Source organism: Natronobacterium texcoconense, from assembly GCF_900104065.1.
GTDB lineage: Archaea > Halobacteriota > Halobacteria > Halobacteriales > Natrialbaceae > Natronobacterium > Natronobacterium texcoconense.
Window position 1 is genome coordinate 87,878 of the sequence record NZ_FNLC01000003.1, and the last position, 15,528, is coordinate 103,405.

A 15,528-nucleotide genomic window follows, 5' to 3' on the forward strand; every position below is an offset into this window, starting at 1 on the left:
GTATCAGACGCCGTCGACGCCGATCAAATCGAACGTGGTTCCGTTGTCGTTCTCGAGAGCGTGTTCGTAGACGACGTGTGCGGCTGCGACGTCCTGGATGGCCAGGCCGGTCGAGTCGAAGACCGTAACGCCGGTGTCGTCAGTGCGGGCGGCCTTGTCTCCGACGACGAGTTCGCCGATCTCCCCGTGGATGTCCGAATCGGAGAGGACGCCCTCGTGGTACGGGACGTTGATCTCGCCGGAGTGAGTGCACTGTTCGTGGTCGTCGATGACGATCGTCGCCTCGCGCAGGAGGTCGTCGGCGAGTTCGTGCTTCCCTTCGGCGTCTGCCCCCATCGCGTTGATGTGGGTGTGGTCGGCGACGTCGTCGGGACCGACGATCGGGTTCTCGACCGGCGTCACCGTCGAGACGACGTCGCAGTGGCCGGCCTCGGAGATGGAGCCAGCGCGGACGTCGAACTCGTCGTCGAAGGCGTCGATGAACGCCTGGGTTCGCTCGTCGTCTTTGTCGGCAACGACGACCTCCTCGATCGGTCGGACCTCGCTGATCGCCTCGAGTTGCGTGTACGACTGGACGCCAGCGCCGACGATGCCCATCGAGGTGGCGTCTTCGACGGCGAGGTAGTCGGTCGCGACGGCGGCGGCAGCACCGGTCCGCTTCATCGTCAGTGCGGTGCCGTCCATGATGGCAAGCGGGAACGCGGTCTCGGGGTCGGAGTAGATCATCGTCCCGAGGACGGTCGGCAGCTCGTGTTTTTCGGGGTTGTCGGGGTGGACGTTGACCCACTTGAGCCCGGCGGCGTCCCACTCACCGGTGTCGAGGTAGGCGGGCATCGATCGGAAGTCACCGTTGTACTGTGGCAGGTCGATGTAGGACTTGGCCGGCATCTGGGAGTCGCCGCGCTCGAAGGCACCGAAGGCCTCCTCGATTGCCTCGACGACCGCGGACATTCGTGCGTTCTCGTCGACATCGTTGCTGTCCAGCAGAAGCGTGTTCATGTTCGGCGAATATTGCGGGAACCTACTTATTGGTAGTGAATTGTCGGAGGGCTCGTGCAAAATGTGAGCAATCGATGACAACCGCAACTTCGACGGCTAAATTGCGGTCGAGGTGTGTATCGGGTCAGGGAGTTACGACGAAAGAAGCATGTGGGCCGACTCGAGTCGGCGATCAAGGGTTCGAACGGTGGTTCCCTCCGTTTTCACCGCGAGGGCCGCAGGCCCGAGCGGGCCGACGACTGATGTGACGTCGCGCGAAGCGCGGCGGAACGGAGGGCGGAGGCTTTTATACTAAATTTTGCCGAGGGCCGCCTTCGGCGGCCCGCAGAGCAAAATTTAGTCTCACATCATGCCGCCCATGCCACCGCCCATGCCGCCCATGCCGCCGCCCATACCGCCGCCGGCAGGCATGTCTTCGTCATCGTCGTCGTCGGCGACTGCGAGGTCGCCTGCGGCGATGACGTCGTCGATGCGCAGCAGCATGACGGCTGCTTCGGTGGCGGATTCGATGGCCTGGGTCTTGACACGCAGCGGCTCGTAGACGCCTTCCTCGGCCATGTCGATGGTGTCGCCGGTGTAGGCGTCGAGGCCGGCGGCCTCGTTGCCGCCGTCGTGGTCGGCACGGAGCTCGACGAGCGAGTCGATGGGGTCCAGTCCGGCGTTCTCGGCGAGGGTGCGTGGGATGACCTCGAGTGCGTCGGCGAACGCTTCGACGGCGAGCTGTTCGCGGCCGCCGACGGAGTCGGCGTAGTCACGCAGGGCGAGCGAGAGGTCGACTTCGGGTGCGCCGCCGCCGGCCAGCACCTGGCCGTCCTCGACGGTGGTGCGGACGACGCCCAGCGAGTCCTCGATGGCGCGGTCGACCTCGTCGATGACGTGTTCGGTGCCACCGCGGAGGATCAGGGTGACGGCCTTGGCGTCTTCGACGTCCTCGACGAAGATGCGCTGGTCGCCGGCGATCTCCTTCTGGGCGACGCTGCCGGCGAAGCCGAGGTCGTCCTCGGTGAGGTCGGCGGTGCTCGAGACGGGCGTAGCGCCGGTCGAGCGGGCCAGCTGATTCTGGTCGCTGGATTTGACGCGGCGGACGGCGATGATGCCCTCCTGGGCGAGGTAGTGCTGGGCCATGTCGTCGATGCCGCCGTCGACGAAGACGACGTCGGCGCCAGCGTCCGCAATCTCGTCGACCATCTCCTGGAGCTGAGCTTCTTCCTGCTCGAGGAACTGCTCGAGCTGGTCGGGGTCGGTGACGTTGACCTCGGCGTCGATCTCGGTCTCTTTGACCTCGAGGTCGCCGTCGATGATCGCAACCGAAGCGTCCTCGGTGAAGTACGGCATGTTCTCGGAGACGCGTTCCTTGTCGACGATGACGCCCTCGACGAGTTCGGACTCGTCGATGGAGCCGCCGACGACCTTCTCGACGCTGATGTTGTCGGTGTCGATGTCGCCGTCGTCAGCGACGGTCTGGACGGCCTCGACGACCATATCCGCGAGCAGGTCACGGGAGCTTTCGGCGCCCTTGCCGGTCATCGCGGTGGCGGCGATCTGGTGGAGGATCTCGTCGTCGTCCTCGTCGACCTCGATGGCGATTTCCTCGAGGGCTTCGGTGGCTTCTTCGGCGGCCTGGCGGTATCCCTGGGCGAGGGTGGTCGCGTGGATGTCCTGGTCGAGGAGTTCCTCGGCCTGGCTGAGGAGTTCGCCGGCGATGACGACGGCGGAGGTGGTGCCGTCACCGACCTCGTCCTCCTGGGTCTCGGCGACTTCGACGATCATGTCGGCCGCCGGGTGGTCGATCTCCATCTCCGAGAGCAGCGTCACACCGTCGTTGGTGACGATGACGTTGCCCGAGGAGTCGACGAGCATCTTGTCCATCCCCTTCGGACCGAGCGTGGTCCGTACGGACTCGGCAACGGCTTTGCCGGCCTGTACGTTCATCGATTGTGCGTCTTTGCCGGAGGTCCGCTGGCTCTCCTCCGAGAGAACGATAAGGGGCTGGTTGCCCATCTGCTGTTGTGCCATAGTCGTCCGAAGGATTGATTGCTATTCTATATAAATGTTTCCCAATTGCCCGAATCGAATGGGTCGAAGTCGCTTCATCCAGGTGGTTTCGAGCAACTCGCGCTACGGGTATTTATTAGGGAACTGGCCTCTCGAGGGCGATCGGAAACGCGAGTAGAAGCGAGGGTCGAGCGGACGGATACAGGCGGTGAATCGGCGACGTCAGCTATCGGACGCTCCGCCGGGGAATCGGTGGTACTCCAGCCCCTGATGTTTCATTTCGTTGTGTCGCTCCTCGAGGAACGAGTAGACGGTGCCGTGGGGAGCACCGTCGAGGATCATTTCGGCTGCAGTGCGGACGGCGTCGACCTCTTCGGGCGTGCCGATGATCCCGAGTGTCGAACCGTAGATGACGACCGAGGCACCGGTAAGTTCCTCCATCAGTTCTCGAGTGCGCCCGTTCTCGCCGATGAGTCGGCCCTTCTGTCGTTGCAGGTCGTTTTTGTTGCGGGCGGCGGCGTCGATGTCGACGACGTCGAACATCATCATCTCGTCGTCCAGGAGGGTGAGTGCATCCTCGGGCGCGAATCCGCGGCCGATCGCACGGACGATTTCGGGCCCTTTGAGGCCGAGAACGGGGTCACCGACGGTCTCGATGGCGACGGAGCCGTTCTCCGAGTCGATGTCGAGTCGAACCTCTGCCTGGGACTCGATTTCGCGCATCGTCTCACCGCCCTGGCCGATAAGAACGCCAATCCGGTCCTGCGGAATCTTCACGTGCTGCATATGTTCTACGTAGTGGCCCGGCCAGTTTAAGGCCTTGGTCCGGACAGTTCCCTCGAGATGGGACCGTTCGAACCACCGGATTACTCGAGAACGGACCGGAACCGAACCGATTCCGAGAGCGTATCCAGAATCGCGACGGTTCGATCGTCGTCGGCTGTCGTCGGGAAGTGAGCACCCGGGTTGACGACCGTCGTCCGTCCGTTTTCGGAGAGTTCGGTGACGTGATGGTGGCCGTAACAGACGACATCGTACTCCTCGGCGGCGGCGATGGCCTCCACCTCGGCTTTCGACTCGCCGTGGAGGACGGCCATCGAGAGCCCGTCGAACTCGAGGTCGGCGAACCGGCCGTGGAGTTCGCTCTCGCCCCCGAGTGCGTCGAACGCCGCCTGAAGGTTGCGCGCGTCGCCGTCGTTGTTCCCGAGGACGCCGTGGAGTTCGAATTCGCCGAAGTACGGCGGGATCAGCGGCGCGACGAAGTCGCCACAGTGGACGACGATTTCGACGCCCTCGTCGGCGAAGATTTCGGCCGCTCGCTCGGTTGCCTCGACGTTGTCGTGGGTGTCGGAGACGATCCCGATGTTCATACCTGAGTAGGTAACGTCGACCCTGAAAACGATTGGGTCGTCAAGCCGTGTAGGAACTCTCCCCGACGACCTCTCGGAACTCGCCACGGCCCGTCGACTTCTCTTCGTCGAACGACGTCACTTCCACGCGAACCCGTTTCTCGACGTGGGCGGGATCGACGCCCTCGACGTACAGTCGGGTGTCACCGACGTTGACGACGCCGATGCCGTCCCCGTCGTACCGGGAGACGAAGACGTTGACCTCCGTTCCCGGTTCCAGCGACGGGGTCGTCGACCGGAACTGCCATCCCTTGAAGTACTTCTCGAGCAGGCTCATACTCGCGCCACCTCCTCTGACTCGCGGTCGATGAGGTATTCACGGCCGAACCCGGTCAGTGCCGAGAGGACGAAGACAGCGACCAGCAGCCAGCCGTGGAAGACGAACGGGAACACGTCGACCGGGTTGACGACCATCCCTGCCTCGAACCAGTCGTATTCGGCGGGAAGGCCCTGCATCGCCTCGAAACCGACCAGGACGCCGCCGGACCACGGGAAGATGTAGCCGAGTGCCGCCGTCTGGGCGTCGAGGATGTTCGCGCCGCCGGTAGCCGTTGATGTTGAACCGCTCGCCGACCTTCGAGATGTAGGGGCCGATCGCGATCTCGGCGGCCGTGTTGATCGTGATTGCAGCGTTGATCAACGCCGAGGAACCGACCATCGTCAGTTCGGCGTTCCGGACGTTCGTCGCCAGCCGATCGAACGAGAAGTCGAGAATCGCCTCGAACGCACCACCCCGGATCATGATCTGTGCGCCCGCAATGATGAACAATATCAGGATCGCGAGCGCGAAGAAGCCCTCGATTCCCGCGAGCAGGCTGCCGCCGACGCCGACCTGGTCGGGTTCGACAACCTCGAGGATCGGGAGGAACTCGAGCGGTTCGACGAGCGGTCCATCCGCCGGTGCCTGGAAGACGAGCATGTCACTCGCTGTTGCGAGGCCAAACACGAGGTTGAGCACGACCGCGGCGATGATCCCCCACGAGATCGCTTCGATGATGTGCCGGCCCGCGACAGCGGTACCGATGACGACCCCCATCGAGACCAGGTGAACCAGTCCGGCGGGTTCGGCCGCTGCGGCGATGATCTCCTGTGGGTCGCCGACGACATCGATCCCCGGCATCGCGCCGCTTGCGAGGATGTACGCCGGAAACGCGATCAGAGCGGCGATCAACGCGTACTTGAACCGCGTCGCGACGACGCCACCGATATCCGAATCCTGCGTGACTGCGCTGACGATCGTGGTGTCGCTTACGGGCGCGAGGTTGTCGCCGAAGATCGCCCCCGAGAGAATCGCACCGAACGTGAGGACGGGATTGGCTCCGAGGAGGATGCCGGCCGGGAAGAACAGGACGACGAACGCGATCGTCGTCCCGTATCCAGTCCCGATTCCGGTCGCGAGCACTGCCGCCAGGACGAACGTAATCGCCGGGAACATCGTCGCGCCGACGCCGCCGACGTCGGCCAGCCAGACGAGCCCCTCGACGAAGCCGCCGGCCTGCATCGTCTCCGCGAACATCCCTGCCCACAGCCAGGCGACGACCGCTGTCACCGCGACCGGCTGAGTCATCCCCTCGAAGATCGTGTTCGCGTACCCGGTCCATGACCCCTTCACGAAGAACATTCCCAGAATGAGCGCGATCAGCATCCCGATCGTCAACCCGGTCGTATCGGCCACGCGCCACAGCGCCGTCTGGACGATCGCCCAACCGATGAAAAACGCGATCGGGAACGCACTCATCCCGCGGCCGCCGTAGAACTCGAGTTCCACCCCGTCGGTCGCGGTATCGAACTCGTCGGTCGGATCGGTACTAGCCACCATGCATCATGGTCCGATTCCGAACAACACGACATCGTATTTCAACCTGTGTGTGAAAACCACAGCATAACGACCCGTAACGGGCGCTAGTAGCCCATTAGCCGAACGATCACTGTTGTAAGCTTTCGTTTCAGTCGGATCTCGTCGTCATCGGAACTCCGGCCCGCTCGAGCGGTCGTCGGCGCTCGCCGTCGGTCAGTCGATAGGGCTCGAGTTCGTCCTCGAGACCACCCAGCGCGTCGCGCCCGCGTTGGTGGGCCGTCAGGAAGGCTGTGATCCGGTCGATCGCGGTCGCTTTCAGTTCGCCACTAGGCAACTCTCCAGCGCGATACTGCTTTGCAATGCGCTCGAGTTCCTCGTCGTCTTCCTCGAAGAAGAATCGGAGGTACTGGAACGGGACGTCTACGGTTGGATCGCCGCCGTGCTCGCGGTGTTCCTCGAGCGTCGCCCGACCGCCGGTGTAGGCGTGTTTGCGGATCGTCGTCGCGACGGTCTCGGGATCGGCGGTGAGTTCGATCGATGGCACGTCGCCGGAGGAACTCATCTTGCCCGGCCCCTCGAGGCTCGGCAGGAAGCGCCCGAGCAAGGCGCCAGGCTTGTCGACGGGCAGAGACTCCTTCGTGGCGACGTCGCGACAGATTCGGACGTGTGGGTCCTGATCGATGGCGATAGGGACGAGCGTCGGCTGACGACCGTCGACGAGCTGGGGGAGCAACAGATGCGTCGCCTGCACGGCGGGATAGAACTGCAACCCGATCGTGTCTTGCTCGCCGTAGACGGCCTCGACGGTGGCCGGCGTGAGGTAGTTCGCGAGTCGAACCGCGAGCGGGTAGATCACGTCCGCGTCGGCCGTGTCGATCACGATCCGCGTACGCTCGGGATCGAAGCCGACGGCAAGAATATCGCGGAGATTGTCGCGCGTGTGCTTGCCGATCGACTCGAACGACTGATCTTTCGCGAGGTACTTCTCGTCGTCGGACAGCGGAACGTAGACCATCGCGCCCGTCTCCTCCTGAAACCGCTTCGCGAGATACAGCGGCAGGACGTGCCCCAGGTGCATCGGACCCGACGGTCCTCTCCCCGTCACGATGGCGTGGGGTTCGCCCGTCTCGGCGGCCTCGAGGTACCGATCGACGCCCCGGCCGGCGTAGAAGATCCGCCGGCGCAACATCGGATGCTCGGGAAATCGTCGGATCTGCTCGTCCGTCAGCGGGTCTGCGCCGAACCGCTCGAGCAGTTTGTCGTAGTCGATCTCGCCTTTGACTGCGTAGGGAGTGACGGTGAACTCGCCGTCGATAGGCGTCTTCGAGCCGGAGTTCGTCTCGTCGTCGATGCTGTCGGTCGTATCAGGTTGCTCCGTCATCGTATCGTGATATCGGCTGCAGCGGCTAGCGGGTGATTCAATCGAGAAGAACGGAGGGAGCAACCGTCGCCACGACCACGGGTTAGGCCACGTCGTCCGCCACGACGACACTGTCCGCTCTCGAGGGAGTCTGCCAGCGCCACCAGCACTCGAGAGCGGACGTCATCGAGTGGGTGTCAGTTCGCATCAGCAAAGAGTGTTTTGTCCTGCTCGAACGCTGCTACGTTCCGTTTGACCGATCCTCGAGAAACGCCCGCGTGAGTGCGCCGACCTCGGACCGAAACTCGTCCAACTCGACGCTGCTCTCGCCGTGGTCGAGCCGCCGGTGAGCCTCCCGAAGGATATCCTCGAGCACGCGTTCGTAGAGCGTTTCGAAGGTGACGGGTCGATCAGCGTCCTCGAGTCTGGTCGCCAGTTTCTCGAGTCGGCTCCGCGTTGTGTATCTCGCTGCCAGCTCTTCCGTGGACGTGTCGAACGGCGTCAGTTCGTCGGCGTCCCCGAAATCGGGATGGAGAAGCTTCGCACGGCGGCCCCGTTTGTCCCGAATCACGACGCCTTCGGCCGGCCCGTCGTACCATGCCGACTGCGGAATCGCGTACGAGCCGGGGTCGAAATCTCGAGCGCGGCGCTCCTGTTCGAAGACGTTCACCGACTCGAGGCCGATCCCGTCGAAGATCGCCTGCACTGCGTCCGGCGGACGGAACGTTTCCGCGTCGGCCGACCAGACGTCGACGCCGAGAAACGACGGCATGCGCTCCCAGTCGTAGTCGATCGTTCGGTAGCTGGTCGCCTCACCGAAGAAGACGACGTCCTCGACGTCGTCGACAGCGTTCCGGAGTGCCTCACGATCGAGGTTCTCTCGAACGTGGCGAACGGCGTGCTGGTACGGTTCGGGCACGTCGTCGGGGTCGTCGTAGACCCTGTTTCGATCGCCAAAGCGGACGAGCCCCGACTTCTGCAACTGGAACCGAAGGTGTGCGCCGTCGATCTTCTCGAGCAGCCACAGGTGACCCTCCTCGAAGAGATCGCTCGGTGCAGCGTCGACCGATGGAATAGCCGGATACGCTTTCATCGTCAGTCTCGAGACGGATCCGGCTCCGGACTCGTCACGAACTCGAGTAACTCGTCGGGGTCGGTCTCGAGGCCCTGCCGGGAGAAGAAACTCGCGACGTTCTCGCAGTCGCGCTCTAAGAAGTCGCGGCTGTTGGGGTGGTGGACGGTGACGGCCTGGCCGACGTCGATGATCACGAGTTGCCCTTCGTCGAAGACGACGTTGTACTCGCTCAGGTCGCCGTGGATGATCCCGGCGGAGTAGAGCCGACGCATGTACTCGCGCATGACCTCGTAGGCCGTCTCGGGGTTCTCGATGTGGACCTCGCCGAGTCGCTTTGCGCGGCCCTCCTCGTTACCGATGTACTCCATCACGAGGACGTTACGCTCGGCGGCGATCGGTTCCGGGACACGGACGCCGGCCTTCTGTGCCCGCCGGAGGTTCGCGAGTTCCTTCTTCGTCCAAGCGAGCACGACGTCTTTCTTCTTGCCGCCCAGTCCTTCGAACCGTGGGTCGCCCTCGAGGTAGTCGCGCATCTGCCGGAAGTTCGAGGCGTTGATCCGGTAGACTTTGACCGCGACCTCGCGGCCGTCGCCCTGCGCGTGATAGACGTTAGCCTCCTTGCCCGTCGACAGCGGGCCGCCGAAGGCCTCGACGTAGCCGTCCTGGACGAGTTTGTACAGTGCTGCCAACGTTGCGTCGTCGAACACCGACTGCTCGACCTTGAACTGGTCGGCGTCTTTGATTCGCTCCTCGAACTGCTCGAACTTCCGATCGCGTTTGCGAGCGATCCGATCGGCCTCGGTGTCCGTGACGTCGATCTCTTCCCACTCGTCGCCTGGCGTCTCGGCTTCCTCGAGGTCGACCAGACCGTATTCCGTTCCCTGTCCCATCTAGGCGCGTCTACGGACTGGGTGCGGGTAAAGACTGGGTATCGTTCGATCGACAGCGAACACAGTCGTCGACACCGATACGTCGAAAGCCCTCGTCTCTCTCGAGACAGCCTCGCCGTTTCAGTCCACCAGGCGTCGGAAAGTGAATCGGTAGGAACACCCATTGGGCGGCCCCGTCGACGCCCGCCCTTTTTCTCGGCGTCGGTGGTAGCCCGGAGCATGACCGAATCGGACGCGACTCAGACGACGAGGGCAAAACCGTGACCGAGTACGACGTGACCCTCGAGTGGCCGGACGGCCGAACCGAGACGGTCGCGGTCGATCCACGGGAGACGGTGCTCGAGGTAGCGCTACGGCAGGGAATTCGACTGCCGTACGACTGCCGAGAGGGGACCTGTATCACCTGCGTCGGCCGGGTTCTCGCGGCCGGCGAGGATGATACCCCCGACGCGGAGGAAGCAGTCGACGCCGCCGACGTGTTCGACTATCGACGCCAGCCCAGGGCGCTCACCGAGCGCGAGCGAGCGGACGGCTACGTCCTGCTGTGTATCGCCGTACCGCGGGACGACTGCCGCGTCGCGGTCGGGCCGATGGTTCGTGCCGAAGTGGGCGACAGTCCGTGGAGCTAACCCGCGGTCGGCCGACTACAGTAACGTTATCGGGCAGGCTCCGTAACCCTCGAGCAACGAATGTCTCGCGCCGATAGCGTCGACGAAGACAACCCCTACCTCCGGGATCCGCCGACCGACTTCGAACCAGTCGAGGAGCTCTCGGAGGGGAAAGCCCGCGAGCAGGTCGAACTGCTCCGGGAGGCCGTTCGCGAACACGACCGGCGGTACTACGTCGAGAACGATCCGATAATCGCCGACCGGACCTACGACGCCCTCTTTGCTCGGCTGCAAGAACTCGAGGACGCGTTCGACCTCACCCACCCCGACAGCCCCACGAGAAGCGTCGGTGGCGAACCGATAGAGGAGTTCGAGACGGTCGAACACGTCGCACCGATGCTCTCGATCGACCAGAGCGGCGAGGAGAAGGACGTCCGGGAGTTCGCGGATCGAGTTCAGAGGGAGGTTGGAAATGTCGATTACGTCTGCGAACCCAAGTTCGACGGCGTCTCGATGGAGTTCGTCTACGAGAACGGCCGCCTCGAGCGCGCCGTCACTCGCGGCGACGGACGAGACGGCGACGACGTAACCCGGAACGCACGAACTATCGGCTCCGTCCCGCAGAAACTGCACGGTGACTACCCCGAGTTCCTGACCGTGCGCGGCGAGGTCTACATGCCCAAAGACGCGTTCCAGGCACACAATCGCGAGCGGATCGAACGCGGCGAGGAACCCTTTGCCAACCCGCGGAACGCGACCGCGGGGACGATCCGGCAACTCGACCCCTCGATCGTCGCCGAACGCCCGCTCGAGGTCTTCTTCTTCGACGTGCTCGAAGCCAGCGACCTCGAAGAGAGTCACCGCGAGGAACTCGAGCGGTTCCCCGAGTGGGGGCTGCGGGTGACGGATCACGTCGAGACAGCGGAGTCGATCGACGACGCGATCGACTACCGCGACCGTATGCTCGAGGCCCGCGACGACCTGAACTACGAGATCGACGGCACCGTGATCAAGGTCGACGATCGCGACGCCCGCGAAGAGCTCGGACGGACCGCCAGACACGACCGCTACGCCTTCGCCTACAAGTTCCCCGCACGAGCGGAGGTGACACCGATCGTCGACGTCGCCGTCCAGATCGGTCGCACCGGCAGAGTGACGCCGGTCGCCCTGCTCGAGCCGGTCGACGTCGGCGGTGTCACGGTCTCGCGGGCGAGCCTGCACAATCCCGAGGAGATCGCGGAGAAGAACGTCGACGTCGGCGACACGGTCCGCGTCCAGCGTGCGGGCGACGTGATCCCCTACGTCGAGGAGGTCGTGGAGAAAGGGACGGAGAACGACCCCGAGAGTCACTACGAACTCCCCGATCACTGCCCGGTCTGTGACAGCGCGATCGAACGCGACGGCCCGATGGCGTTCTGTACCGGCGGGCTGGCCTGTGACGCACAGCTCCGGCGGTCGATCGAGTACTACGCGAGCGACGACGGCCTCGACCTCGAGGGGCTGGGCGAGAAGAGCGTTCGACAACTCGTCGACGCCGGCCTGCTCGAGTCCGTCGCCGACCTCTACGAACTCGAGCGCGAGGACCTCACGGAACTCGAGGGATGGGGCGAGAGGAGCGCCGAAAACCTCCTGGACGAAATCGAAGACACCCGCGAACCACCGCTCGCGGACTTCCTCTCGGCGCTGGGAATCCCCCACGTCGGCCCGACGACAGCCCGCGAACTCGCCCGCGAGTTCGGAACCTTCGAGGCCGTCCGCGAGACCGCCGAAACCGAACCCGAACGACTCGAGGGCGTCGACGACGTCGGCGAGACCGTCGCCGGCCAGATCCACGACTTCTTCACGAGCGAGGCAAACGCCGAGGCGGTCGACGACGTGCTCGAGCACGTCTCCCCGACGGAGTCCGAACTCGAGTCCGGCGGCGACGAACTCGAGGGACTGACCTTCGTCTTCACGGGCTCGCTCGAGGGCGTGACCCGCAGCGAGGCCCAGGAGACCGTCGAAGCCCACGGTGCAAACGCCACGAGCAGTGTCTCCGGGAACACGGACTACCTCGTCGTCGGCGAGAACCCCGGCCAGACGAAACGCGACGACGCCCAGGACAACGACGTACCGATTATCGACGAAGGAGAGTTCCGGGAGTTACTGGTGGAGTACGGGATCGACCTCGAGTAACAGCACCAGCTACGTCTCACAGCTACGAGCGAGTACCCGGCGAACGTTTGTCCGCAGCCGCCTGTAATACGTGCGTATGTCGAACGCGGATACGAACAGCGGGTCAGATCCCGAAAAGACGAATATCAACATCAGACTCACGGAAACCTTCCTCGAGGACATCGACGCAACGTGGAAAGAAGAGGGGTACAACAGTCGCAGCGAGTTCATCCGCGACGCACTCCGGGACGCCGTTCGTCATCCGGAGCTAACGCGTGAAAGCTGGAAAGAGATCGCAGCCGTAGAACACGCACGGCGGACCGGCGAGAGCGAGACGTTCACGCGCGACGAGATTCTCGGCGACGATGAGTGAGGAGTGAACCTGGCAGTTCCGAGCACCTGCAAAGCGGACGTACGACGACCTCGAAGATCACGCTAAAGACCGTATCGCGGACAAGTTAGACGAAATCGTCACCGACCAACGGCGTGATCCGGACGACTATCTCGAGCCACTGACCGGCGTTCCACATTCAAAGCTTCGTATCGGACAGTTCCGGCTCGGTGCTTCGTGCGATCATGAGCAGAAAATTCTCGACATCTACACTATCGAGCGCCGTAGCGGTGCGTACAAGCCAGGCGACGACTGATAGCCGACGACTACTCCGTGAAGGCGAAAGGAGAGACAATCCGTCAATTACTCTTCGCTCGCTATCTGCCGGCCACTCTTCGCGCGTAATTGGGCGTCGATGGCGATGTCGTTGTGGAGTCGGTTCTCCTTACAACTGCCGAACCGGTCGACGTACTGCTCGATTGACCGTTGAGAGTGCCCGTCCTCAAAGTCACAGAGTAATGCGACGACGGACAGACGAAGTGCGATCGTCGACGAAGACGAGTTCCGGGAGTTGCTGGCGGAGTACGGGATCGACCTCGAGTAGGGTCGAACAGCGGAGCACTGGAGCAGACGTGTAAAGAGAACAAGTTTTTATTCGAACCTATTCGAATCCGGGACTATGCCCTCCCTGTCGGATTCGTTCTCGCCACTCCAGCGCGATCTGTTCATCGCCGCTCTGGCGATCGTACTCGTTACCGCTCCGTTCTGGTTCGGCGTCTTTGGTTTCGGCGAGCCAGTCGCGACCTACGAGCAAGCGGAAGTTATCGTCGACGACGAGACCGTCGAGTTCGAGGGCGATCCATCGTACGGTTCCGTCCCGATCAGCGAGGACATCGCCTGTTCGGGCAGCATACTGTACGAGACACGGACCTGTGCCTTCGAGGCACAGCTCACCGACAACGAAACCGTACCGACCGGTATCAGAACATCAGGAACAGCAACTCATGGATTCTCATACGAAGAGTATCGATACGCTCGCGTCGACGGCGGAGTGTATGAAACGACGTATACGGTCGAAGAAGACCCTCCGGACGACATGAACCAGGTGCACGTCGACCTCAAGCCGGCCGATCCAGACGACGTTCTCGAGTCGGTCTCGATCGATGCCGAGCGCAGTACGCTCTCCGAGGTCGTCCGTGAAACGCTCGAGACCGGTAAAGCGGAAACCCGCGGTGAAGTCGACGTACCGGAGACGCCGATCGCAACCGACGACGGCTACTATCGCGTGTATCAATCAGGGACGACCCAGCCATCACAGCGAGACGAGGCAGTACGGAGTCTCGCATGGTTCGGCGGACCAGTCGTCGGATTATTGCTCTTCTATCACCTCTCCGGGCGGATAACGTACGTCGATCGCGTGAAACGGGACTGAGCCGTCGGCCGGGAATATTTTTCCTGCGCGCCCCCGTGTCTCCCGTATGGCCGATCCCGACCTCGTCCTCTACGAACTCGCGGGCTGTCCGTACTGCATGAAAGTTCGGCGGGCACTCGAGGACCTCGGACTCGAGTACGAGTCCCGCTCCGTCCCTCGAGCCCGGAACGACCGGACCGCCGTCTACGAGACGAGCGGACAGTACGGCGTGCCGGTACTCGTCGATCACACGAACGACGTGGAGGGAATGCCGGAGAGTGACGACATCGTCGCGTACCTCTACGAGGAGTACGGCGACGGTCAGGAGCCGCCGCCGTCGGGACTGGTCGGACGACTGCTAACGCGGCTGTTATAGTAACAACTGAAACTGTTTGCACACCGATCGCACCGCTATCGTACGATCGGGTGCGCACTGACTGTCAGTGGCTACTATAGACGGCGTTCGGCGGGCAACTGCTCTGCGATCGACCACACCGCCTCGAGCCCCTGCACTTCCCCCTCGAGTTCGGGCAACGTGACGACCTCGAGGTCCGGAAACGTCTCCCGGATCTCGGCAACGCGTTCCTCGTGGCGCTGCCGGCGCGACTCGCACCGACTGCAGCCGTCGGTCGGGTCCTCGAGCACCCGGTTGACGACGAGTCGCTCGATGGGGACCTCGTCCTCGCGGAGCTGAGCGACGAGTCGCTCGGTCTCGGCGATGGCCATCCCCTCGGGGACTGTGACGACGCGGAACTCGGTCCGTTCGGGGTCGGTGATCAGGTCGCGGGCGCGCTCGAGTCGGGCCTGGAACGCCGCGAGGTCGTCCTCGTCGTCGCCCTCGGTTGCCATCGCGGACATCGGACCGAGGACGGCGGTTCGTGCGGCGGTTCCGATCCGGCGAACCTGACCACGCAGCGAGCGGGTCGTCTCGAGTGCGAGCCCCATCACCTCGGGCGTGTCGAACAGCCGCAGTGTGTGGCCCGTCGGTGCGGTGTCGAAGACGACGACGTCCCAGCGGTCGGTCTCGACGTACTCGACGAGCAGGTCCAGTGCGGCGAGTTCGTCGCCACCAGCCGGCGTCCCCGCGGCGAAGATCCGCTCGACCTCCTCGTCGGTGAGGCGAATGCCGGCGCCACGGAGGTCCGAGGCCAGCGCTGTCGCCAGTTTCTCGTATCGCTTCGCTCGAGTGTCGGGATCGATCTCGGCCGCCCAGAGTTCGCCCGCCCAGGTCGTCGCATCCGGCTCTGGATCGATGGCTTCGAACGACTCGTCGCCGATTTCGGCCGGTTCCGGACCGAGATCGATCTCGAGCGAGTCGGAAAGGGAGTGTGCGGGGTCGGTCGAGACGACCAGTGTCTCGTGGCCGGCGTCGGCCAGTGAGAGAGCGGTCGCGGCCGCACAGGTCGTCTTCCCGACGCCGCCTTTCCCGCCGTAGAAGAGACAGGTGGTCATTCGGACTCGAGTACGACCGAGAGCGCCCTAAACGTCCGGTCCGGTT

The 15,528-nt window shown here is 63.7% G+C and carries 14 protein-coding genes and 1 pseudogene; 5 read left to right on the forward strand and 10 right to left on the reverse strand.

Annotated features, from left to right (window positions below; genetic code table 11):
- Window positions 1–3: 3 nt before the first annotated feature.
- From BLR35_RS14020 to rio1, 9 genes and pseudogenes are all read right to left on the reverse strand, one after another.
- Window positions 4–999: an ornithine cyclodeaminase family protein gene (locus BLR35_RS14020; RefSeq protein WP_090383186.1), complete on the reverse strand. Its 996-nt coding sequence runs from the start codon at window positions 997–999 to the stop codon at window positions 4–6.
- Window positions 1,000–1,341: 342 nt separating this feature from the next.
- Complete coding sequence (thsA, locus tag BLR35_RS14025) at window positions 1,342–3,000, reverse strand: thermosome subunit alpha (RefSeq protein ID WP_090383190.1); 1,659 nt, start codon at window positions 2,998–3,000, stop codon at window positions 1,342–1,344.
- Window positions 3,001–3,216: 216 nt separating this feature from the next.
- Window positions 3,217–3,780, reverse strand: coding sequence for a KH domain-containing protein (locus tag BLR35_RS14030; protein WP_090383193.1), 564 nt, complete (start codon window positions 3,778–3,780; stop codon window positions 3,217–3,219).
- Between the two features lie 80 nt (window positions 3,781–3,860).
- On the reverse strand, window positions 3,861–4,364 hold the full coding sequence (locus BLR35_RS14035) for a YfcE family phosphodiesterase (protein WP_090383195.1): 504 nt from the start codon (window positions 4,362–4,364) through the stop codon (window positions 3,861–3,863).
- 40 nt (window positions 4,365–4,404) lie between these two features.
- Entirely contained in the window at window positions 4,405–4,680 is a 276-nt protein-coding gene (locus tag BLR35_RS14040) for a DUF7513 family protein (protein ID WP_090383197.1), read from the reverse strand.
- Window positions 4,677–6,222 (reverse strand): annotated as a pseudogene (locus BLR35_RS14045) (Na+/H+ antiporter NhaC family protein). The gene BLR35_RS14040 and the pseudogene BLR35_RS14045 overlap by 4 nt, the downstream one beginning before the upstream one ends.
- A gap of 127 nt (window positions 6,223–6,349) precedes the next feature.
- The gene (locus BLR35_RS14050; RefSeq protein WP_090383200.1) at window positions 6,350–7,582 is read right to left on the reverse strand and encodes a tryptophan--tRNA ligase; all 1,233 of its coding nucleotides are present in this window, start codon (window positions 7,580–7,582) and stop codon (window positions 6,350–6,352) included.
- A gap of 220 nt (window positions 7,583–7,802) precedes the next feature.
- Window positions 7,803–8,654, reverse strand: a complete 852-nt coding sequence (locus BLR35_RS14055) for an RNA ligase family protein (RefSeq protein WP_090383202.1) — start codon at window positions 8,652–8,654, stop codon at window positions 7,803–7,805.
- Window positions 8,655–8,656: 2 nt separating this feature from the next.
- Entirely contained in the window at window positions 8,657–9,526 is an 870-nt protein-coding gene (gene rio1, locus BLR35_RS14060; protein ID WP_090383204.1) for a serine/threonine-protein kinase Rio1, read from the reverse strand.
- A gap of 260 nt (window positions 9,527–9,786) precedes the next feature.
- On the opposite strand from rio1, the gene BLR35_RS14065 reads away from it, so the two are divergent.
- The 5 genes from BLR35_RS14065 to BLR35_RS14090 all read left to right on the forward strand — a co-directional run bounded on the left by BLR35_RS14065 (window position 9,787) and on the right by BLR35_RS14090 (window position 14,406).
- A complete protein-coding gene (locus tag BLR35_RS14065) occupies window positions 9,787–10,155 on the forward strand; it encodes a 2Fe-2S iron-sulfur cluster-binding protein (protein ID WP_090383206.1) in 369 nt (122 codons plus the stop codon).
- 60 nt (window positions 10,156–10,215) lie between these two features.
- Entirely contained in the window at window positions 10,216–12,309 is a 2,094-nt protein-coding gene (gene ligA / locus BLR35_RS14070) for an NAD-dependent DNA ligase LigA (RefSeq protein ID WP_090383208.1), read from the forward strand.
- 76 nt (window positions 12,310–12,385) lie between these two features.
- Complete coding sequence (locus tag BLR35_RS14075) at window positions 12,386–12,661, forward strand: ribbon-helix-helix domain-containing protein (RefSeq protein ID WP_090383210.1); 276 nt, start codon at window positions 12,386–12,388, stop codon at window positions 12,659–12,661.
- A gap of 637 nt (window positions 12,662–13,298) precedes the next feature.
- Window positions 13,299–14,051, forward strand: coding sequence for a DUF8127 domain-containing protein (locus BLR35_RS14085; RefSeq protein WP_090383212.1), 753 nt, complete (start codon window positions 13,299–13,301; stop codon window positions 14,049–14,051).
- A gap of 46 nt (window positions 14,052–14,097) precedes the next feature.
- The gene (locus BLR35_RS14090) at window positions 14,098–14,406 is read left to right on the forward strand and encodes a glutathione S-transferase N-terminal domain-containing protein (RefSeq protein ID WP_090383214.1); all 309 of its coding nucleotides are present in this window, start codon (window positions 14,098–14,100) and stop codon (window positions 14,404–14,406) included.
- A gap of 74 nt (window positions 14,407–14,480) precedes the next feature.
- On the opposite strand, the gene BLR35_RS14095 is transcribed toward BLR35_RS14090, so the two are convergent.
- Window positions 14,481–15,482 carry an ArsA family ATPase gene (locus tag BLR35_RS14095; protein ID WP_090383217.1) on the reverse strand — a complete coding sequence of 334 codons (1,002 nt, stop codon included), beginning with the start codon at window positions 15,480–15,482 and terminating at the stop codon, window positions 14,481–14,483.
- Window positions 15,483–15,528 lie beyond the last annotated feature (46 nt).